This is a genomic window from Pantoea sp. SM3 (assembly GCF_000963995.1).
Taxonomy (GTDB): Bacteria; Pseudomonadota; Gammaproteobacteria; order Enterobacterales; family Enterobacteriaceae; genus Pantoea; species Pantoea rwandensis_B.
Window position 1 is genome coordinate 131,844 of record NZ_JZRD01000021.1, and the last position, 18,130, is coordinate 149,973.

The following is an 18,130-nucleotide window of genomic DNA, read 5'->3' on the forward strand; positions in this document are numbered from 1 at the left end:
GATGAAATATTACGGCGATTTACGCAGCATTATCACTGCCCTCGACGAAATGGGCGACATCATGCATGTGCATCGTGAAGTTGATGGCGATTTCGAGCCAAGCGCCATTACCCGGCGCAGCTATGAAATTCAGTCACCCGCTCCACTGTTTCACAAGGTCGCGGGGGTAGCACCCGGTTTTCGTTTGTTCGGTGCACCAGCGGCACTCTCATCACGCAGCGACATGCCGTATGCACGTGTGGCCATGTCACTGGGTTTAGCACCCGAGTCCACTGGCCCGGAAATTATCGAAGCCCTGTCTGCAGCCCGCTTTAAACCTGGTATTCCCCCTGTACGCGTTGAGTCCGCGCAAGCTGAATGTCAGCAAAACATTTTGCGTGGCGCTGAAGCCAACCTCGATCGCTTCCCTATTCCCTTCGCCCATGACAAAGATGGTGGGCGCTATGCCAATACCTGGGGCACGCTGATTGTTAAGACACCAGACGGCAAGTGGGTTAACTGGTCGATTGCACGCGTGATGAAGGTCGATGGTAAACGCATGGTCGGCTTGATCGTGCCGAGCCAGCATATCGGGCAGATTTGGACGCAGTGGGTGGCGCGCGGTGAACCCATGCCTTATGCGCTGGTGCAAGGTCCTGCTCCGGCGATTTCCTGCGTCTCAGGCATTCCCATTCCAGCCAATGCGGATGAAGCCGATTATATCGGTACGCTAGCAGGTGAACCGGTTCCGGTAGTGAAAGCCATTAGCCTCGATCTTGATGTGCCTGCCACAGCCGAGATCGTGATTGAAGGCCACGTTTCCATTGAGCGTGACTACCAGGAAGGCCCTTATGGTGAATATGGCGGCTATCTCGGTGAAGGCTCATCGGCGCAACCTACGTTCCATGTTGAGACCATTACCCATCGCCACGATCCTATCTGGCCGATGTCGATCACTGGCCGTCCGACCGATGAGTCTCATACCCTGTGGGCGATGGGCCTGGCCGCCGATGCGCTGACCTATTTGCGTGAAGCGGAATTGCCGATTAAAACCACCTGGATCCCAGAAGACTCCACCGTCCACTGGCTGTTGGTGGTGATGCCGGAGAACTGGCGCGAACGGTTGCCGGGGGTCAGCAGCGAAGCACTGACTCAGCGTATCGGCGAAGTGTTGTTTAAAACCGACGCCATGGTGTTTATCCCGAAAGTGTATGTTGTGGATGACGACTTTGACCCCACTAACCTGCGCGAAGTGGTCTGGGCATTGTCAACACGCGTACACCCGGTAGGCCGTCGTGCGGTATTTGAGGATCAACGTGTCATTCGTCTGCCACAGTGTTATGACGAGGCAGAATACGTTGCCGGGAAAGGCGCCAAAGTCGTGTTTGACACCTTACAAACTAAGCGCCATTTGCATGCTTCGTTCGCGCAAGGCTATCCGGAAGAAGTGCGTCAGCGCATTCTGGATAACTGGCCGGAATAAATCATACACACCAACCGTAGCGGCCACATTTATTGCGCATCTTCCCGTGCCACCCTGGCTTTGAATACGCGTGATTAATCACGCCGCTACGGCGATCAACGCCTCGTCTAATAATGAAACGTAGCGACGCAATAGATTGCGTCTCATGCATGCGCTGATAGCCTCGCCGCTAGCGCATAAACATCTTGCGATACATCGAAGGCGTCAGGCCCGTCACCTTGACAAAGGCCCGCCTCAGAACATCGTTACTGCGATAACCACAGGCGGCCGGAATGGCTTTCAGCGGCATAGAACCAGCTTCCAGCAACTTACGCGCTTGATCGATACGCGCATTCTCCAGCCAATTGCCCGCCTGTACATCCATATGCTGACGGAAAAGCCTCGCTAAGTGCCGTGTGCTGATTTGCATATGTGTGGCGAGATCGTCGAGCGAATTGACCTGTGCTAAATTCGCCAAAGCCCATCGCTGCATCTCCTGAAACGCACTGCGACCACCCAGCGAAAGTGGCTGTTTGCGAACAAAATGCCCTTGATTCACTGGCCGTTGAAAGAACATCACCAAATTGGCAGCGATATCCTGTGCCAATTCGCGCCCCAAATCTTCTTCCACCAACCTCAGAGCCAGGTCGAGCCCCGACGTGACGCCAGCGGCGGTACGTAATCGCCCATCTGCGATGTAAAGCGCATCGGCCTCCACCTGCGCATCCGGTACCTGTTCCACTAGTGCGTCAGCGCAGGCCCAATGGGTCGTCACTTTTTTACCACTCAGCAACCCGGTTTGGGCCAGCAGCAGCGCTCCGGTGCAAATCGAGCCAAAGCGCTGACTTTCATGGCATAGCTCATTCATACGTGCGGTTTGCTGCGCAGTTAACTGCATATCCCGCGCATCGGGTGCCCCCGCGATCAGAAACGTGTCAGTTTGCTGGATATCTTGCAGTGTGACATCCGCCATCAAACGCACACCTGATGAACAACGAATGTTTTCCCCATCCAGTGACATGACTTGCAGCTGGTAAACGGTACGATTGAGCAGTCGATTAGCTTCGGCAAACACATCCAAGGGCCCAGAGACATCGAGCAATTGCGCTCCCGGCACCGCTAAAATCGCAAGATGGTGATTCATGCGCTATTCCCGTCTGTAAAAGCCTTAATGTCTTAAAAGGTCGTTAAAAGTCTATTTAAGACATTTTGCCTCGGTATTAAGCTGGTTGCAACTTAACCGAGCGGAGAACCTCCCATGAAATTTTCCATTAACGGCATCACTATTCCCGATACTGCAATGACCCGTGACGCGACGACTTTTGTCCGTGATACCGAATCCGATTTGCTGCTTCACCACTCCAGCCGCGTCTATTACTGGGCCGCACTCGCAGGACGCCGCTTAGATCTAAAGGTGGATGCTGAGCTGCTTTATGTCGGCTGTATGTTCCATGATGTTGGACTGACGCACGAACACTGCAGCTGCGACAAACGCTTTGAGGTGGATGGCGCCAATGCGGCGCGTGATTTCTTGCAACAGTATGGTGTAGAGCAGGCCGATATCGATAAAGTCTGGACCGCGATTGCGCTGCATACCACTCCGGGCATTCCGCAATTTATGGCCCCGGAAATTGCGTTAGTCACCGCTGGCGTGGAAATGGATGTCCTGGGCATCAACTATGATCACTTCAGCGATGCGGAGCGTGAAGCCGTGGTAGAGCAGCATCCACGTCCTGCCCAATTCAAGGAAGAGATTATTCAGGCGTTCTACGATGGGATTAAAAACAAACCTGATACCACCTTTGGCAATGTCAAAGCCGATGTCATTGCCGACAAGCAGCCTGGTTTTTCGCCAATGAACTTTTGTAGCGTCATCCGTCAGTCACGCTGGGTGGGATAAATGGTGTGGCGCAGCGGGAGCCGCGCTTCTTAGTCTGCTAATTGATAAACAATGGCTGAGCCGCACGGCAGGCTATCGAGAGATAAATGTCACACCAGCCGGGAAAAAGGCGCTTCAACGCCTGTTTAACGTGCGGTTGTAAACATCAAAATAACACTCTCGTCACAAATATAACCTTTATCAAATCAGCAAAATTTAATCATCGATCATTTTCTGTACTGGCTGCTTATCGTTGCTAATATAGTGACGCAACACACAGCAATGCGTTGCCTACGAGAATTTTTTCCTTGATTTAATTACCCCGCCCGCTTAGCGGGCATTTTTTTGTCCATGAATGCCCCATCCCAATAGCAGAGGCAGATGTTGAGTCAATAAAATGAGCGTTTCTTCTCATTGAGAAACGCCTGCTCTTCCGGTGTGGATGGGCGATTAAGCCGTTGATTACGATGTGGATAGCGACCAAACGCCTCGATAATCTGCCGATGTTCTAACTCACTCTGATAGTAAGACGATCCTTTCAGCGCATCGAACAACACTTCGGCTTGTTGATGGACAACACGAGACTCGGCATGCATCCAGGGCATCAAGAGAAAGCCTTTTTCATCCAGGCTCAGTGATGCATAACCCGGAATTTTCACCGCTTCCTGCGCGAGCAATAGCGCCATGCCATCCTGCTGCCAGGCGAGAGCACTCTCCCGGTGGAGATTGCGGGAGAATTGATCCAGCACGATGATTTCGGCCAATCGCCCTCGAATGTTTTTCCGCCAGGCCGATAGCTCACCGCGACGAGCCGCTTCCCAGCAATCATAAAAACCACCTCGTATTGCTTCATCAAACCCGTCATTCTGTTGGAACCAATAGCTTTCATGGCGCGCGTTAAACCAGAATGCCAATACGGTTTCATACTCCATTCTATTCCCCACAGATAATTCCCCTAATCACCATCAAGGTTAGGCTAAAATCGTGGTGGTTATCTGTTAGACTCGCGCGGGCGAAGTAGGGATAAGGAAACCACTGAGGTGAATACATGAGTAATCAACTGGATGAGCGACTACAAACCGAGCTGGATAGAATCAACGTAGAAGAGCAGCGTAATGACCGCCCCTACTTTGATATCTCCTTTATCAAAAATTATCCCGGTTTATTCAGCCTGATGTGGATACTGTTTGTTCTTACCATGGCGCTGCTGTTGTACTCCGACTCCTTCGGCACCATCGAATATATGGTCTGCATCCTGATATTTGCGGTGTGTAATTTCTTCTTCTTCTTCCATGTTAATCCGTCGTACAAAGCGAAGGACATCGATAAAGGCGCCTGGAAGAATTGTTACACCGGTGACTGGTATATGGAAGTCCATGTCCGGGACGCTTTTGTCGATGAACTGCTGGACAGCGCCATTCTGACCGAGAGTGAAAAAACACGGCTGAACGAGATGCGCGCCAGGAAAGGCTATCTGTACTTTGCTGATATCTATCGTTTAAGGCATTAAACCCTTGCAGCGCGCCGCTCCCACGACGCGCTTTCCATGCTATTTCACCACCGGATGCTTAGCAAACTGCAGTGCCTGCATAAATTTGTCATCCAGATGCAGATGCTGCCGCACCAAATCTGCTGGCGTACTGGCCAACCATTGATTCAATGAAATATCCGCGTAGTAATCGCTTTTGAATAATTCTAAAAACCGCAGCGGCTTATCGCCGATATTTTCAATGTAATGCCCCATGGCGAAAGGAACATAGCCAACATCACCCGCGCGGAAATCGAAGGTCCGCGCCTGCCCCGATGAGGCAAACACGCCCATGCGCCCTTCACCTTCCAGATAGTATTGCCACTCATCGTTGTTTGGATGCCAATGCAATTCCCGCATAGCGCCAGGCTCAAGTTCCACCAATGCAGCGGCGACGGTTTTTGATATGGGGAAATTGCTGGTATCGGTGATGCGTACAGTGCCACCTGGAAGTGAGATCGGTTTTTGAGCCAGCATTTTATGTGAGAAATTCAGCGCAGATTTCACGCCACCTTTAACGGCGGCTGAAGCTTCGCCTTCCGGCGCTTTCCCGGCAAAAATATACTCGTCTGCCGGTGATGGCAGCGTGTTGAAAACGTCCGCTGAGACGCCAAAATTTTTAGCGAGCACTTCAGGCGGAATGTGTTTAAACCAATCGCTAAGCAGGAAAGTGCTGTCCTCATCAAAGTTACCGTTATCAAAGGCCAGTAAAAACTCACAACCGTCGGGACCGAGCCCCTGGATAGAGTGCGGTACACCGGGCGGGAAGTACCACAGGTCACCCACGCCAACATCATCCACAAACCATCCACCCTGGGTGTCCAGTGCAGTGATACGTGCATTGCCATAGAGCATGTACGCCCACTCGCCCTCTTTATGCCAGTGCAGTTCACGAATACCACCATTATCAAGCCGCATATCTACACCTGCGATGGTGGTGGAAATCCCTAATTCGCGTTGTGTCACCTGCCGCGTCCACCCTCCGCTACCTTTGCGTACATGCGCATCGCTAAAAGAGAAGCGCAGATTCGGTAACGTACCGCTGTCTGTTGCGGGTGGATCGACAATATCGGGATTGAGCCCTTCACGGATAGGATCGTGTGGACCGGGGTCGCGGGGATGGTGGGGGTCGTTTACTGGGTAAGTGGCCACTGTTGCATCGTGGGCATGAACTTTACCCGCTGCCAACGCCACGGTGCCACCCGCTGCAAATGCCATGAAGGTTCGACGAGATAAGTTTTCTAATTTCATACCTGTTGTTTCCTCAGTTTCTTATGGTCTTAATAGGGCCAATAAACCATAGTGAAGCTGTGGCATTGCGATGTAACAGTGTGCAGGTCGATTCAAATTAAGGATTTAATCGAGGATAGAAACTAATTTCATCAACTGGTTAAAATAAGCAAACTGTTGATTAAATATTGAGGTTCTGGCACGCATCGAAATGAATATAAGGCACAAAAAGGTTAATTCAGCCCAAAAAAACATTAGTAAAAATTATCAAAACCCATTGCAAGGTTAATGGAATGTTACAAATGACAAGCAATTCGCTTCTACCCACCTGCTGTTTGATGAGGTTTAGCAGACAACCCACTGTTGTCTGCTGCTGTGAATCTATTGTTGCCGCTGGAGGCATCGGGATAAATGGAAGAAGGCTTTCAGGATTAGAAAGCCAAACTTTCTAATTGAGATGTTCTGGTTTTTCAGTTCTAAACCCCAAGCCAATTAAACGACCAAACAGATGGCGCAAGAACGGGAAACGGCTGATCATCTGCGGCACTTTACTCGGCGTAGTGCGCTTACGTTTATTACTGCTCATTTTAATTTGCAGGAATTGCGTGGCAACAGTGGGAAACTGTCGACGCTGTTGCACTTTCTGCAGGTCACGTACTGTGACATGACCTTTTTTCAGTGGAAGAGTGAGGCAATTGGCCGCTGCCACCGCATCCTGAATCGCCAGATTGACGCCAACGCCGCCAATCGGCGACATCGCATGGGCTGCATCACCAATGCACAGCACGCCGGGCTTCATCCACTGATCCAGCCGGTCGATGCGAATCGACAACAGCTTCAATTGATCCCAACCGACGAGTTCCGCCATGCGCTCAGCGCTGAAGGGGGCGACTTCAGCGATAGCCTGTTTTAGCGTCTCCAGACCAGCGAGCTTTAACGCGTCAAACTCTCCTTTTTGGATGGTGTAGCCGCACTGCCAGTAGTCACCGCGATCAATCACAATGAAATTCTGCTTTGGCCCTTTATGACCCATACCCCATTCGGGATCGGTTTCCTGTTTGCCCAGCCGGAACCACAGCACATCACGGGATGAGCCAAAGCTTTTACTCTGCAATCCGGCTTTGGTACGAACCTGCGAGTTACGCCCATCCGCGCCAATCACCAACGAGGTATGAATGATGCGCGCATCGTTACCCTGTAACGTTTTAACACCCGACACTACACTCTCTGCATAGATCAAATCATCAAAAGCGGTGGATTGTAAGAGCGTGAAGCCGGGAAAAGCGGCCGCTTTGCGCGCGAGAAAATTGAGGAAATCCCATTGCGGCATAAAGGCAATAAAGCGGCACTGCACCGGCAAGCGCGAGAAATCAGCCATCGTGATCTCCTGACCGGCTACTTCTGCCTGTAATTTTTCGGCTCTCTGATGCGGTAAGGTCAGTAGCTCATCCAGCAACCCGAGATGGAGCATGATCTCCAGCGTCGAGGGATGGATGGTATCGCCACGAAAATCGCGCAGGAAGTCGGGATGTTTTTCAATCACCACGACGCTTAATCCTGATCTCGCCAGTAAATAACCCAGCATTAATCCCGCTGGTCCGCCGCCGACGATACAGCAATCGGCGGTGAGTTCTGTTGGTTGCATCCTGACCTCAGCACAAAGCAATTGATGATAATCGTTATCATTTATATAGCATCGTGATGAGGTTTAAGTGGGAATAAATGCCGCAGTATCTACACGTGCATTTATCTGAGGTGCGTCAGACGGGTCGTTCTCCGCTCCTCAGAATTTCTTAGTTAGGCTGTACCCGCTCATCAAGCTGAAGCTGCAAAAAGGTCAGGTCGAGCCAACGGCCAAATTTGCAGCCTACCTGATTTAATCTGCCGCCATCACTGAAACCCAGCTTCTTGTGCAGCGCGATTGAAGCGCGGTTCTCTGACTCAATCCCCGCAATCATCATGTGTTTGCCCTGCTCGCGCGCCCGCTCAATCAAAGCGACCATGAGCATGCCGCCCACCCCTTTGCTGCGCCCGTTTTTATGGACATAGACTGAATGCTCCACGGTATGACGATAACCGTCCCAGGGACGCCAGTCACCATAGGAGGCGTAGCCAAGAACGGCTTGCTCCTCAACCGCCACCAATACCGGAAACCCAGCGGCCTGGCGTGCAGCCATCCACTGGATGCGGTTAGCAATATCCACGGTATTCTCATTCCAAATCGCGGTGGTGTTGAGTACTGCGTCGTTGTAGATCTCCGCGATCGCCCCGGCATCGCCCTCTTCTGCTGCTCGTATTTGCATGATTTGCGCCTCGTCACTATAGTGGATGATTCGTTTACTATCGTAGTTATCCATTATGTTAGATGAATTGTCCAGTAAAGAAGATGACATCAATGCGCGCATTGGTCAGAACATTAAAATCGAACGAGAAAAGCGCGGCTGGTCATTAACCGACCTGGCAGAACAATCCGGTGTTTCACGGGCGATGATTCACAAAATAGAGCGAGGTGAAAGTAGCCCTACCGCGACTTCATTGGCGCGCCTCGCCGGTTCATTCGCGATGAGCATGTCACAGTTGATCGCGCTCACCGAGGTACAAGCGGGTACATTGCTGCGTCATGCACAGCAACCGGTGTGGCAAGATCCAGAAACCGGCTACATTCGTCGCCATGTCTCGCCTGGCGAAATTCCGTTGGATGTCGTGAGTGTAGAACTGCCGCCGCATACTGATGTGCCCATGCCAGCAATTTCCTACCTTTCACGTCGCCAGTTAATTTGGGTGCTGGAAGGCACTTTACGTTTTCAGGAAGGCGATAATCTGTTTGAAATGAATGTGGGTGATTGCCTGGAGTTGGGCGATCCTACAGATTGCGTGTTTAGTAATGCTACCGATGACATTTGCCGCTATGCAGTATTGGTGCTGAAACCGGCAGTATGAGACTTAATGCGAAGAGACAAACACAGCAGCCTGTTGTGCAGGCGGCACAGCGAAATTGCGCTGCATGCGTTTGATCTCCTCCGCTGGTGGCAGCCCGAACAGACGTTTAAATTCACGGTTAAATTGCGAGGCACTTTCGTAGCCCACCGCATGACTTGCCGCCGCCGCCGTCATCTCCTGACGCACCATCAGCATACGCGACTGATGCAGGCGGACCGATTTCACGTATTGCATCGGTGACTGCTGCGTGATGGTTTTAAAATGCGCGCTGAACGTCGGCACGCTCATGCCTGCCTCTCTCGCCAACTGCGCGAGATTGAGCGTCTGCGCATAGCTGGCATGAATATGGCGCAGCGCTTTGCCCACCTTGCCGAATTGCCCCTGCAACGTCAGAGCGGCACGCAGTGCCTGACCTTGTGCACCCGTCAACACACGATAATAGAGTTCACGCACCAGTGCAGGGCCGAGGATCTGTGCATCCAAAGGATGACTCAGGGCCGTCAGAAAACGTAGCACTGAATCACGAAGCGGCTGATCCATGGGACTCGACATCATGCTTTGCGCCGCTTTCGCCGTGAAAGGCACTTGCTGCTCTAATTCCAGCAACAATGCTGTCGCCACACTGAAATCAAGGTGCATGTAGATCGCCAGCAGCGGGTGTTCTGCGCTCGCCGCGGTTTCCATGGTAAAGGGAACCGGCACTGAAACCGCCAGATAATGTTGCTCATCGTAGAGATAAACCTGATCACCGAAAAATCCACGTTTGCTGCCCTGACAGACAATCACAATTCCGGGATCGTAAAGCACTGGCGTGCGCGCTAATGGACGATCTGAACGCAAAATGCGCACATCAGAGAGTGCCGTCAGGTTGTAACCCTCGCTCGGGGCGAGATTTTTGAGCAATTCCACCGTGCGCGTTTGCACATCTGGTTCTACCACCAGCCCTCCTCAGTCATAAGATTAGGCAATAAAAACAGAAGATACGGCCTTATAGCACTGACTTCCAGAGAATATTATGCATGCATTATTCATGTCGGGAGAAAACGATGTCACCTTCTAAAACCCTTTTGATTACCGGTGTCAGCAGCGGATTTGGCCGAGCACTGGCGCAGGAGGCCTTAGCAAACGGCTATCGTGTGATCGGTACAGTGAGAAATGCCGAAGCAAAAGCGGCGTTTGAAGAGCTTCATGGGCAAAACGCGCTGGCTTTTGAATTGGATGTCACCCATTTCACCGCTATTGATGCGCTTATTGCTGACATTGAGGACCAGCAAGGTCCGATTGATGTTCTGGTGAACAACGCGGGTTATGGACACGAAGGAATTATGGAGGAGTCTTCACTGGAGGAAATGCGCCGCCAGTTCGACGTCAATGTGTTCGGTGCCGTGGCGATAACCAAAGCGGTATTGCCTTTCATGCGCAAACGCCGTCGTGGGCATATCCTTAACATCACGTCGATGGGCGGATTTATCACCATGCCAGGCATTAGCTATTACTGTGGCAGTAAGTTTGCGCTGGAAGGTATTTCAGAAACCCTGAGTAAAGAACTTGCGCCCTTCAATATTCATGTCACCGCTGTTGCTCCGGGCTCATTCCGTACTGATTGGGCTGGCCGTTCCATGGTGCGCAGCGCACGCAGCATCAGCGATTATGACGCGCTCTTCGATCCTATTCGTCAGGCACGCGAGGAGAAAAGTGGTAAGCAGTTAGGCGACCCACAAAAAGCCGCCCGCGCGATGCTGGCTATCATTGAAAGCGATAACCCACCTGCGCATTTGCTGCTGGGTAGCGATGCATTGAAGCTAGTCCAGGATAAACTGGCGGCGATACGTGCAGAAATTGAAGCGTGGGAGGCGCTGACACGTTCTACCGATGGGGAGTAGCGGTATTGTCAGCATAAAAGACAGCGGGTGGGCCAGAAAATAAAGTTGGCGCACGTGAAACAATGAAGCCCCATGATGAAGGGGCTTCATTATCACTGAAGAACACTTAGACCTTTACGATCCATGATGTTAAGTAAACGGATCGCAGCACCGTTAGGTTTTTTTTCTTCGCGTTCCCATTTGATCACCGTTGCTACTGACATTCCAACGCAAGCAGCCAGCATGGCTTGGCTCAGCCCCAAACGCTCACGCAGTTGCCTAATCGCTTGACCTGACATCATAGGCAGAACAGGAAGAGCCGCACGTAACTCACGCAATCTTACCCTTGAGTCGATTTTTTCTTTTAGCTCATCGGAGACCGCGCCAATTTCATTAAAATCATGCGCGATTTCTTGAAGATCCTTGAGGTGATTAACCATCACATTTTACCTCTCGCATTTTCCCCATATTGATAGCCTGCGTTGCCTGATCTGCAGTGAGATTGAACAACTCTTTAGCAAGCTGCTTATAAAGTATGAGATCCGATTCTGCCATTTCTCGCGTTGTGCTTTTCACGGTTGATTTAGCATAACCGTTAACGAAAAAGAGGTGTTTACCCATTTTGAAAGCTATGACAGCTCTTGCTCCGCTACTTTTACCTTTGCCCAAAGGAATGCGTTTCTTATATACCCCACCGCCCAGATTAGCTTCATACTGGCCCGCAATAACCTCTAACGCTGCAGTGCATAACCTGCCGTCGTCAAGACCCTCAGTTTTCGTGTTTCTATCGAATGGCTTTAACACACAAATTGCCATGACGTCTCCTTACTGTGATTCGATTAGGACGCTCCTTGTCCCCACATACAAAAACTATGATACTGAGTATCACACCTTCACTCAACACCGTGTTTTTAGCAAAAATGATTTTTCATGATGCTCAAAACTGCGACTTTTATATAAGCATCTGTAATTAATGGACTAGCACTTTTCGCAAAAACAGCCTTCCTAATGTTTGTCCATATTCCTGTACAATAGGCTTTTCTTTGTATAACTTTATTGGGCCTTGTGCTCATTAGTTAACCTGGAGGATGGAACCATGCGTCAGGATAAAAACCTCTCATCAACGTTGGATGCAATTACACGTTACTTTAATGAAGCCTCTCTGCCTTCTCAGCAGGAAACCTTGGGGAAAATAGTGGTGGAGATACTGCGATCAGGACGTTCGCTGAGCCGCAAGACATTGTGCACCAAGCTTATTTGCCGGCTGGAGCAAGCCAATAGTCCGGAAGAAGAACTGCATTTGCAACAGCTTATTGGCCTGATGTTTACCTCCGAACGATAACCCTGAGAACACACGCACCGACCTGACATCGGACAAAGTGGCTTCCGCCTCATAGGTCATTTCACGTTAGACTGAATCCACTTTGTTACCTGTCGCAGGTCTGTTGCGGTCAACAGAGAACGTGTATGAACAGAAGTGATGATGAAAGATTAACGGATATCGTCATGGGCGATGCCGTGTTGCAACTGTTGCAAAAAGCGGGGCCCGTCACCAATAGCGCCCTGTTGGATAAGCTGCGTTTTATGGCGTCAATGGAATCTAATTCAACCCGCCAAAAAGCACTGCAGCGCGCCATGGCAGAAGTGATGAACAACATGCAATCATCCAACACCGAAGGCGTCACGCTAAAAGATACTAACAACGTCACACACATTTTTCGCAATCGCGATAATACGGGCAAAGACACACAGCATTAAAAAAGGCCTCAGGGCCTCAACGTGTTAATCAATCCACGTTACTCAAGGCTGCAATGGTTATCCATTCCAGCCTTTTCTTTTGCTGCGGCGGCTCACTTTTCCTGCAAACAACGATGCTGTTGTAGCTCATAATCGATAAAGGCTGCAATCATCGCACGGTAAACCTGCTCAATAATTTCCTCGGATAACCCCTGCGCTTTTGCCTGACCTCTTACTTTATCAATCACCTGTTGGACACGGTCGGGGGCGCGCACCGCTGCACGGTCTTGTTTAAACTGTGCAGCAGCCTTAACACACTCTCCACGCCGAGCAATCAGAGCCACCAGTTGATGATCCAATTGATCAATTTCTTCCCGAACTGCATCAATAGAGTCAAATTCCATCAAGATTTCTCCTTTATAAATGGGTTATCGCGAACTTTAGCGCCTTTTTCTTTCAGCAGATAAAAACCGCAGGGATTTTGTACGATGTTGTGCTAACGTCAGATTTATTCCCCAATCTGCCGCGAGCCGATGATGCCTTGGTTCATTACGTTGACCACAGTGACCACTACCACCGCATTCGTCGGCGGCGTGAGTGTATCTGTAGCGAAAACGTAAGCGTACAGAATCCTCAACCCGTCAGCCAATGGACGGGGATCGTCTCCGTTCATCACCCAGTGAAAGGAGACACACCATGACATCCCCAGGTAAAAAAGCGCTATTGATTGTCGATATGCAGCACGGCTTGTTTTTTGCGCCGCAGCAGCCATTTGCCGCTGAAACTCTGCTGAACAATATCAACAGGTTGATTGCCCAAGCACGCGACGCCAAAACCCCGATCTTTGCTGCCCGCCATACCGGGCCGGAGGGATCACCTCTTGCCGAGAGCAGTCCGCTCACACAGCTTATTCCACAGTTGGCGATAGATGCCGGGTCGGATGGTGTGTTTGTGAAGCGCTACCCCAACTGTTTCCGTGGCACGACGCTTTTGGCTTCGCTACAACTTGCCGGAATTGAAGAATTGGTGATTTGTGGTATGAAAACAGAATATTGCGTGGATACGACTTGTCGGGCAGCGGCGGATTTAGGCTTTCGCGTGGTATTAATCAGCGATGCACATAGCACGACAGACAACGGGCAGATTAGCGCATCCCAGATCATTGCCCATCACAACCAAACGCTATCGGGTCCGTTTGCCCAACTGGCGGCAACGGCTGACGCGCTATTTTGAATGTTTGGGCGCGGTCAATACCGCGCCCTGACCTCAGTAGCGCGCGCGCCCGCTGAATCCTGCACCGGGCACAATACTTTGATAAAACTGGGTGCTGGCTTCTCCCTCCTCATTCATTAAGCGCGAGATAAAGCGATCTGCCCACCAATGACAATCATACAGATGGATGTTTTTCATCAGCCGCGCATGCCGGTTTTGTCGTTCTCTGAGCGGTAATTTTAGGGCGGTATGGATCGCATCGGCAATGGCATCCGGATCGTAGGGGTTAACGATCAGTGCGCCGTCCATATGCTCGGCGGCACCCGCAAATTGTGAAAGGATCAACACGCCGGGATTCGCAGGGTCTTGCAGTGCGGCGTACATTTTTGCCATTAAACTCATCCCTGCCATGAGTGGCGTCACCAACGCCACGCGCGACGCACGGTACACTCCGGCTAACTCTTCGCGGCTGTAGTGATGGTTAAGGTAGCTGACGGGATACCAGTTGAGCATCCCGTGTACGCCATTGACTTCCCCGCAGATATTTTCAAGATCGTGGCTGATTTCCTGTTGACGGTGCGCATGACCGCTGGCGGATGAAGCCAACTGCAACAACATGACGTTACCCGCATATTGATTGTGTTGACGCAACAACACTTCGATAGCACTGATGCGATAAGGTAAGCCAGCACTGTCATCAAGATGGCCGCCACTGAGAATGGTATTTTCCGGCAGCCGCTCCCGACACTGCTGCTCCATAAACTGGCAGCTGTTGCTCTCCTGCAGTGCCAGCACATCATCCAAATCGATGCCAACCGGGAAGACACCGGTCGAAATCAGACGACCATGAATACGAAACAGGGTTTTACCCATGCGTTCTGCGCGGAACTCGCTTTCAATCCACAACAGGAAGTTATTCATATCCTGCGCGGTCTAAAATCCCAGCACATCGCAGCATAACAACGATTCCACCAGCCAGCGCCAGTCGGGGATCGCTTCAAACATCTGCCCCGACGGAAACGGTTGGTGGAAAAACAGGCCAATGCGCTGGGTTAACCCGGCATCGCGCAGCATTTTTGCCACGGGGATAAAATGGTAATCCTGAATCCAGATCGCATCATCAGGCATCGCATATTCCGCGATAGCACGTGCATACACCTCATTGAACTGGCGATAGCTGTGCATGCTTTGTGGCGTGAAATGCGCGAGGTCGGGCCGTTGATGGAATACCGGCCATAACCCCTGATGGACATACCCCTGATACCCTTCTTCCCGTTCACTACGCGTTAATGGGAAGCTGAGTGTGTCGTAATCGTTGCCATGTCGGAATGACAGATCACGTGTAATTTCCGAATTCGGCGGTGCTTTTTTACCGTCCCAACTGATCCACAATCCGCCACGCCGCGTCAGGATGCGATCGTAAATAGAAGCGAGCGTCGATGATTGATACTGATTGTGTGATACGAGAATGAGGCCGCTCATACTTTCTCCTGATTATGCCCTGGCATCCGGCGATGCTCTGATTAAACCGCTCGCCATATAAAAAAGGCGTAAAGAAAACGGGAACAGGCATAAAAAATCAGGAAAAATCAGGCTACATCAACTGTATGCCAAAGCGCTTTAGCAACGTTGCCCACAGGACAAAAAGCACGATAGTTAACAGGCAACTCGCCACCAGCGTGGGCCAAAATCCCCAGCGCTGATAGAGAAATGGAAAGGCGACAAACATCGGCAGGGTTGGCACCACGTACCAGAAGGTATACCAGGCGTGGCTGGCGATCTTTTCCTGGCTCTGACCTTCCAGTTTCATCCAGATCAGCACCAATACCGTCACTAATGGCAGCGCCGCAATCAACCCTCCGAGACGGTCACTGCGTTTCGCCACTTCAGAAATCAGCACCACCATGCCCGCCGTGATGGCGTATTTTACGATGAGCCACAGCATGGTTTGCTCCTACTTCAGATAGGAACGAATAACGCTGACAATCTCTTCCAAATCCTGACTACGCTCCGCTTCGGTGGCAGATTCATTCATCAGGTGCTCTTTGATATGCCCCTCCAGCAGTTCTGCCATCAGACCATTAACTGCCCCGCGTACTGCTGCTACCTGCTGCAACACTTTTAGGCACTCCTCACCTGATTCCAGTGCGGTCTCGAGCGAAGCTGCCTGCCCTTTAATACGACGTACGCGGGTTAACAGGCTTTTCTGATGCTTGAGTGTATGGCCCATTCTCGGCTCCTGTTAATCTTAATGTATACTGGGGTATAGTATATTTTCTTTGAATTTTTTGATTTTACGGCACTGCAATGCCGCTTTCAACTTATCACGACACGAGATGCACACCATGAATGATTTCGCTGCCCTGCTTAGCCAGGGCTCGTCTAGCGCGTTGCTGTTTATCCCCAGCGCCATCTTGCTTGGGGCGTTGCACGGCCTGGAGCCGGGTCACTCTAAGACGATGATGGCGGCATTTATCGTCGCCATCCGTGGCCGTGTTCGCCAGGCGGTGATGCTGGGTCTGGCAGCCACTTTTTCCCACACTGCGGTGGTATGGCTGATTGCGATGGGCGGGATGTATATCAGTCGGCAGTTTACCGCCGAAGCTGCCGAACCCTGGCTGCAGTTGATCTCGGGTCTCATTATCATTGCAACAGCCGTCTGGATGATCTGGCGTACCTGGTCTGAAGCACAAGCGTGGCATCAGCACCACGATCATCACCAAACGCATGGGCATCATGAACATGAGCATCATCATGAGCATGGGCATCATCATGAACATGGACATCATGGCGAATTGGCCAGGTTCGCGGAAGGTTCTCAAGAATATCAGGATGCACACGAGCGCGCGCACGCGGAAGACATCCGCCGACGCTTTGATGGCCGTGAAATCAGCAATCTGCACATTCTTCTCTTCGGTTTGACGGGTGGACTCATTCCCTGCCCCGCAGCGATCACGGTCCTCCTTCTCTGCCTGCAGGTTAAGCAGTTCAGTCTTGGTGCGGCGCTGGTGGTCTGCTTTAGCATCGGCCTCGCGCTTACGCTGGTTACCGTCGGCGTAGGTGCGGCGCTTAGTGTTCGGCATGTATCCCGTCGATGGAAAGGTTTCGCCGATATTGCACGCCGCGCGCCTTACTTCTCAGGTGCCCTCATTGCCATCGTGGGCGTCTATATGATGTTCCATGGCTACAGTGGCCTCACCCAATAAGGAATTATGTACATGTCTGTAAAATCGCCTTGTACTGATGTCTGTATTTTTGAAGGAAAAAATAGCTGGTGTCGTGCCTGCGGCCGTACGCGTAAAGAGGCACAGGAGTGGCGGAAAATGTCACCCTATCACCGCAAGGCGATTGAGCGCGCATTGAAAGATCGCGTTGCGACGTTGCAAATAAAATAGTCAGGCGATTCGTTCAACCATGCGCACCAACTTATTCACTGCGGGAGTCCGTTCGCGTTTGCGATATAAGAACCAGATGGATGAAGGAATAACGGCACCGGGTATTTCGCGATAAGTGATGCCTGTTAATTTTAATTGGGTCACCAGAATTGCCGGTATTACCGCGACACCGTTACCTAAAGCGACATTTGCCAGCACTTCATTTAAACTGCCAGCCGACCAGCTGCGACTAAGAATAAAACCACCACGCTGGGCAAAGGTAACGGTGCCAGACACTTGTTCGGGCATAATAAAGGTTTCCCCTTTAAGTTGCGCAGGTTCGATGGGTTGTTCCTGCGCAACCAACGGGTGATTATCCGGCAGCGCCAATGCGAAGTGATCTTGCTCGACTTCAATGTATCCGACATCGGCAGGCAACGGCACAGGACCGCGCACAAAGGCAACATCAATAGTACGTTCACTGACCTGAGTGGCCAGTGTATCCATGACTGATTCACGTGCATTGATTGAGATATCAGGCGCGCTGGCGCTAAAGCACGTCAATAACCGGGTTAAAATGCCTGATAATAGTGCGGATGCCACATAGCCCACGCGGATATAGCCGCGTTCGCCGCGTGCGGCACTGCGCACTCGGGCTTTGGCCTGTTCCGCATGTTGTAGCGTCTCGCGCGCCTCCTGTTGGAAAATTTCGCCAATCTGCGTCAACTCGACTTTACGTTGAGTACGGTAAAATAACGGCGCACCTAACTCTTCTTCCAATTGATTAATCTGCACCGACAGCGTCGGCGTGGATATATTAAGATTCTCTGCCGCCACGCCATAATGCAGCGTTTTTGCCAATTCCAGAAAATAGCGTAGATGGCGCAATTCCACGTTTTAACCCCTACTTATCTTGGGTGATGAGCC

The 18,130-nt window shown here is 51.2% G+C and carries 22 protein-coding genes and 1 pseudogene; 10 read left to right on the forward strand and 13 right to left on the reverse strand.

Features of this window, described 5'->3' with window-relative positions; translation table 11 throughout:
* Position 1: 1 nt before the first annotated feature.
* A complete protein-coding gene (locus tag VI01_RS13870) occupies positions 2-1,462 on the forward strand; it encodes a UbiD family decarboxylase (RefSeq protein ID WP_045815638.1) in 1,461 nt (486 codons plus the stop codon).
* Positions 1,463-1,631: 169 nt separating this feature from the next.
* Here VI01_RS13870 and VI01_RS13875 read toward each other — a convergent pair whose 3' ends face one another.
* Complete coding sequence (locus VI01_RS13875) at positions 1,632-2,585, reverse strand: GlxA family transcriptional regulator (RefSeq protein WP_045815639.1); 954 nt, start codon at positions 2,583-2,585, stop codon at positions 1,632-1,634.
* Between the two features lie 114 nt (positions 2,586-2,699).
* On the opposite strand from VI01_RS13875, the gene VI01_RS13880 reads away from it, so the two are divergent.
* The gene (locus VI01_RS13880) at positions 2,700-3,341 is read left to right on the forward strand and encodes an HD domain-containing protein (protein ID WP_045815640.1); all 642 of its coding nucleotides are present in this window, start codon (positions 2,700-2,702) and stop codon (positions 3,339-3,341) included.
* A 368-nt stretch (positions 3,342-3,709) separates the two neighbouring features.
* On the opposite strand, the gene VI01_RS13885 is transcribed toward VI01_RS13880, so the two are convergent.
* A complete protein-coding gene (locus tag VI01_RS13885; RefSeq protein ID WP_045815641.1) occupies positions 3,710-4,252 on the reverse strand; it encodes a DUF924 family protein in 543 nt (180 codons plus the stop codon).
* A 116-nt stretch (positions 4,253-4,368) separates the two neighbouring features.
* Between VI01_RS13885 and VI01_RS13890 the strand changes: the two genes are divergently transcribed.
* On the forward strand, positions 4,369-4,830 hold the full coding sequence (locus tag VI01_RS13890; protein ID WP_045815642.1) for a YlaC family protein: 462 nt from the start codon (positions 4,369-4,371) through the stop codon (positions 4,828-4,830).
* A 39-nt stretch (positions 4,831-4,869) separates the two neighbouring features.
* Here the strand turns inward: VI01_RS13890 and VI01_RS13895 are convergent, their stop codons facing one another.
* The 3 genes from VI01_RS13895 to VI01_RS13905 form a co-directional block, all read right to left on the reverse strand.
* Complete coding sequence (locus tag VI01_RS13895; RefSeq protein ID WP_045815686.1) at positions 4,870-6,066, reverse strand: cupin domain-containing protein; 1,197 nt, start codon at positions 6,064-6,066, stop codon at positions 4,870-4,872.
* Positions 6,067-6,526: 460 nt separating this feature from the next.
* Entirely contained in the window at positions 6,527-7,723 is a 1,197-nt protein-coding gene (locus VI01_RS13900; RefSeq protein ID WP_045815643.1) for an FAD-dependent oxidoreductase, read from the reverse strand.
* 148 nt (positions 7,724-7,871) lie between these two features.
* Positions 7,872-8,381, reverse strand: coding sequence for a GNAT family N-acetyltransferase (locus tag VI01_RS13905; protein ID WP_045815687.1), 510 nt, complete (start codon positions 8,379-8,381; stop codon positions 7,872-7,874).
* A gap of 55 nt (positions 8,382-8,436) precedes the next feature.
* Between VI01_RS13905 and VI01_RS13910 the strand changes: the two genes are divergently transcribed.
* On the forward strand, positions 8,437-9,018 hold the full coding sequence (locus tag VI01_RS13910) for an XRE family transcriptional regulator (protein ID WP_045815644.1): 582 nt from the start codon (positions 8,437-8,439) through the stop codon (positions 9,016-9,018).
* A 3-nt stretch (positions 9,019-9,021) separates the two neighbouring features.
* Here the strand turns inward: VI01_RS13910 and VI01_RS13915 are convergent, their stop codons facing one another.
* The gene (locus VI01_RS13915; protein WP_082082064.1) at positions 9,022-9,957 is read right to left on the reverse strand and encodes an AraC family transcriptional regulator; all 936 of its coding nucleotides are present in this window, start codon (positions 9,955-9,957) and stop codon (positions 9,022-9,024) included.
* A 107-nt stretch (positions 9,958-10,064) separates the two neighbouring features.
* On the opposite strand from VI01_RS13915, the gene VI01_RS13920 reads away from it, so the two are divergent.
* Positions 10,065-10,901, forward strand: a complete 837-nt coding sequence (locus VI01_RS13920) for an oxidoreductase (RefSeq protein WP_045815645.1) — start codon at positions 10,065-10,067, stop codon at positions 10,899-10,901.
* Between the two features lie 92 nt (positions 10,902-10,993).
* Here VI01_RS13920 and VI01_RS13925 read toward each other — a convergent pair whose 3' ends face one another.
* A complete protein-coding gene (locus VI01_RS13925; RefSeq protein WP_045815646.1) occupies positions 10,994-11,320 on the reverse strand; it encodes a DNA-binding transcriptional regulator in 327 nt (108 codons plus the stop codon).
* On the reverse strand, positions 11,313-11,696 hold the full coding sequence (locus VI01_RS13930) for a type II toxin-antitoxin system RelE/ParE family toxin (RefSeq protein WP_045815647.1): 384 nt from the start codon (positions 11,694-11,696) through the stop codon (positions 11,313-11,315). Before VI01_RS13930 ends, VI01_RS13925 begins: the two co-directional genes overlap by 8 nt.
* A 280-nt stretch (positions 11,697-11,976) precedes the next feature.
* Between VI01_RS13930 and ycgZ the strand changes: the two genes are divergently transcribed.
* Positions 11,977-12,222: a regulatory protein YcgZ gene (gene ycgZ, locus VI01_RS13935; RefSeq protein WP_045815648.1), complete on the forward strand. Its 246-nt coding sequence runs from the start codon at positions 11,977-11,979 to the stop codon at positions 12,220-12,222.
* Positions 12,223-12,347: 125 nt separating this feature from the next.
* Positions 12,348-12,638, forward strand: a complete 291-nt coding sequence (locus tag VI01_RS13940; protein WP_045815649.1) for a hypothetical protein — start codon at positions 12,348-12,350, stop codon at positions 12,636-12,638.
* Between the two features lie 92 nt (positions 12,639-12,730).
* Here VI01_RS13940 and VI01_RS13945 read toward each other — a convergent pair whose 3' ends face one another.
* The gene (locus VI01_RS13945) at positions 12,731-13,021 is read right to left on the reverse strand and encodes a chorismate mutase (protein ID WP_045815650.1); all 291 of its coding nucleotides are present in this window, start codon (positions 13,019-13,021) and stop codon (positions 12,731-12,733) included.
* Between the two features lie 292 nt (positions 13,022-13,313).
* Here VI01_RS13945 and VI01_RS13950 point away from each other — a divergent pair, with 292 nt between their 5' ends.
* Positions 13,314-13,850 (forward strand): cysteine hydrolase family protein, encoded by a 537-nt coding sequence (locus tag VI01_RS13950; protein ID WP_045815651.1) that lies wholly within the window; start codon positions 13,314-13,316, stop codon positions 13,848-13,850.
* A gap of 33 nt (positions 13,851-13,883) precedes the next feature.
* On the opposite strand, the pseudogene VI01_RS13955 reads toward VI01_RS13950, so the two are convergent.
* The 3 genes and pseudogenes from VI01_RS13955 to VI01_RS13965 all read right to left on the reverse strand — a co-directional run bounded on the left by VI01_RS13955 (position 13,884) and on the right by VI01_RS13965 (position 16,059).
* Positions 13,884-15,311: pseudogene (locus VI01_RS13955) on the reverse strand (trehalose-6-phosphate synthase).
* Positions 15,312-15,423: 112 nt separating this feature from the next.
* The gene (locus VI01_RS13960) at positions 15,424-15,774 is read right to left on the reverse strand and encodes a DUF3147 family protein (RefSeq protein WP_045815652.1); all 351 of its coding nucleotides are present in this window, start codon (positions 15,772-15,774) and stop codon (positions 15,424-15,426) included.
* 9 nt (positions 15,775-15,783) lie between these two features.
* Positions 15,784-16,059, reverse strand: a complete 276-nt coding sequence (locus tag VI01_RS13965; RefSeq protein ID WP_039332333.1) for a metal/formaldehyde-sensitive transcriptional repressor — start codon at positions 16,057-16,059, stop codon at positions 15,784-15,786.
* 115 nt (positions 16,060-16,174) lie between these two features.
* Between VI01_RS13965 and VI01_RS13970 the strand changes: the two genes are divergently transcribed.
* The gene (locus VI01_RS13970) at positions 16,175-17,035 is read left to right on the forward strand and encodes a nickel/cobalt efflux protein RcnA (protein WP_045815689.1); all 861 of its coding nucleotides are present in this window, start codon (positions 16,175-16,177) and stop codon (positions 17,033-17,035) included.
* Positions 17,036-17,047: 12 nt separating this feature from the next.
* Positions 17,048-17,224: a DUF1289 domain-containing protein gene (locus tag VI01_RS13975; RefSeq protein WP_045815653.1), complete on the forward strand. Its 177-nt coding sequence runs from the start codon at positions 17,048-17,050 to the stop codon at positions 17,222-17,224.
* Here VI01_RS13975 and VI01_RS13980 read toward each other — a convergent pair whose 3' ends face one another.
* Positions 17,225-18,097 carry a LysR substrate-binding domain-containing protein gene (locus VI01_RS13980; protein WP_045815654.1) on the reverse strand — a complete coding sequence of 291 codons (873 nt, stop codon included), beginning with the start codon at positions 18,095-18,097 and terminating at the stop codon, positions 17,225-17,227.
* Positions 18,098-18,130: the final 33 nt, after the last annotated feature.

Excerpts from the sequence above, each read along its gene's own strand:
- VI01_RS13870 (WP_045815638.1), top strand. The coding sequence starts at position 2 with ATGAAATATTACGGCGATTTACGCAGCATTATCACTGCCCTCGACGAA.
- VI01_RS13875 (WP_045815639.1), bottom strand. The coding sequence starts at position 2,585 with ATGAATCACCATCTTGCGATTTTAGCGGTGCCGGGAGCGCAATTGCTC.
- VI01_RS13880 (WP_045815640.1), top strand. The coding sequence starts at position 2,700 with ATGAAATTTTCCATTAACGGCATCACTATTCCCGATACTGCAATGACC.
- VI01_RS13885 (WP_045815641.1), bottom strand. The coding sequence starts at position 4,252 with ATGGAGTATGAAACCGTATTGGCATTCTGGTTTAACGCGCGCCATGAA.
- VI01_RS13890 (WP_045815642.1), top strand. The coding sequence starts at position 4,369 with ATGAGTAATCAACTGGATGAGCGACTACAAACCGAGCTGGATAGAATC.
- VI01_RS13895 (WP_045815686.1), bottom strand. The coding sequence starts at position 6,066 with ATGGCATTTGCAGCGGGTGGCACCGTGGCGTTGGCAGCGGGTAAAGTT.
- VI01_RS13900 (WP_045815643.1), bottom strand. The coding sequence starts at position 7,723 with ATGCAACCAACAGAACTCACCGCCGATTGCTGTATCGTCGGCGGCGGA.
- VI01_RS13905 (WP_045815687.1), bottom strand. The coding sequence starts at position 8,381 with ATGCAAATACGAGCAGCAGAAGAGGGCGATGCCGGGGCGATCGCGGAG.
- VI01_RS13910 (WP_045815644.1), top strand. The coding sequence starts at position 8,437 with ATGTTAGATGAATTGTCCAGTAAAGAAGATGACATCAATGCGCGCATT.
- VI01_RS13920 (WP_045815645.1), top strand. The coding sequence starts at position 10,065 with ATGTCACCTTCTAAAACCCTTTTGATTACCGGTGTCAGCAGCGGATTT.
- VI01_RS13925 (WP_045815646.1), bottom strand. The coding sequence starts at position 11,320 with ATGGTTAATCACCTCAAGGATCTTCAAGAAATCGCGCATGATTTTAAT.
- VI01_RS13930 (WP_045815647.1), bottom strand. The coding sequence starts at position 11,696 with ATGGCAATTTGTGTGTTAAAGCCATTCGATAGAAACACGAAAACTGAG.
- ycgZ (WP_045815648.1), top strand. The coding sequence starts at position 11,977 with ATGCGTCAGGATAAAAACCTCTCATCAACGTTGGATGCAATTACACGT.
- VI01_RS13940 (WP_045815649.1), top strand. The coding sequence starts at position 12,348 with ATGAACAGAAGTGATGATGAAAGATTAACGGATATCGTCATGGGCGAT.
- VI01_RS13945 (WP_045815650.1), bottom strand. The coding sequence starts at position 13,021 with ATGGAATTTGACTCTATTGATGCAGTTCGGGAAGAAATTGATCAATTG.
- VI01_RS13950 (WP_045815651.1), top strand. The coding sequence starts at position 13,314 with ATGACATCCCCAGGTAAAAAAGCGCTATTGATTGTCGATATGCAGCAC.
- VI01_RS13960 (WP_045815652.1), bottom strand. The coding sequence starts at position 15,774 with ATGCTGTGGCTCATCGTAAAATACGCCATCACGGCGGGCATGGTGGTG.
- VI01_RS13965 (WP_039332333.1), bottom strand. The coding sequence starts at position 16,059 with ATGGGCCATACACTCAAGCATCAGAAAAGCCTGTTAACCCGCGTACGT.
- VI01_RS13970 (WP_045815689.1), top strand. The coding sequence starts at position 16,175 with ATGAATGATTTCGCTGCCCTGCTTAGCCAGGGCTCGTCTAGCGCGTTG.
- VI01_RS13975 (WP_045815653.1), top strand. The coding sequence starts at position 17,048 with ATGTCTGTAAAATCGCCTTGTACTGATGTCTGTATTTTTGAAGGAAAA.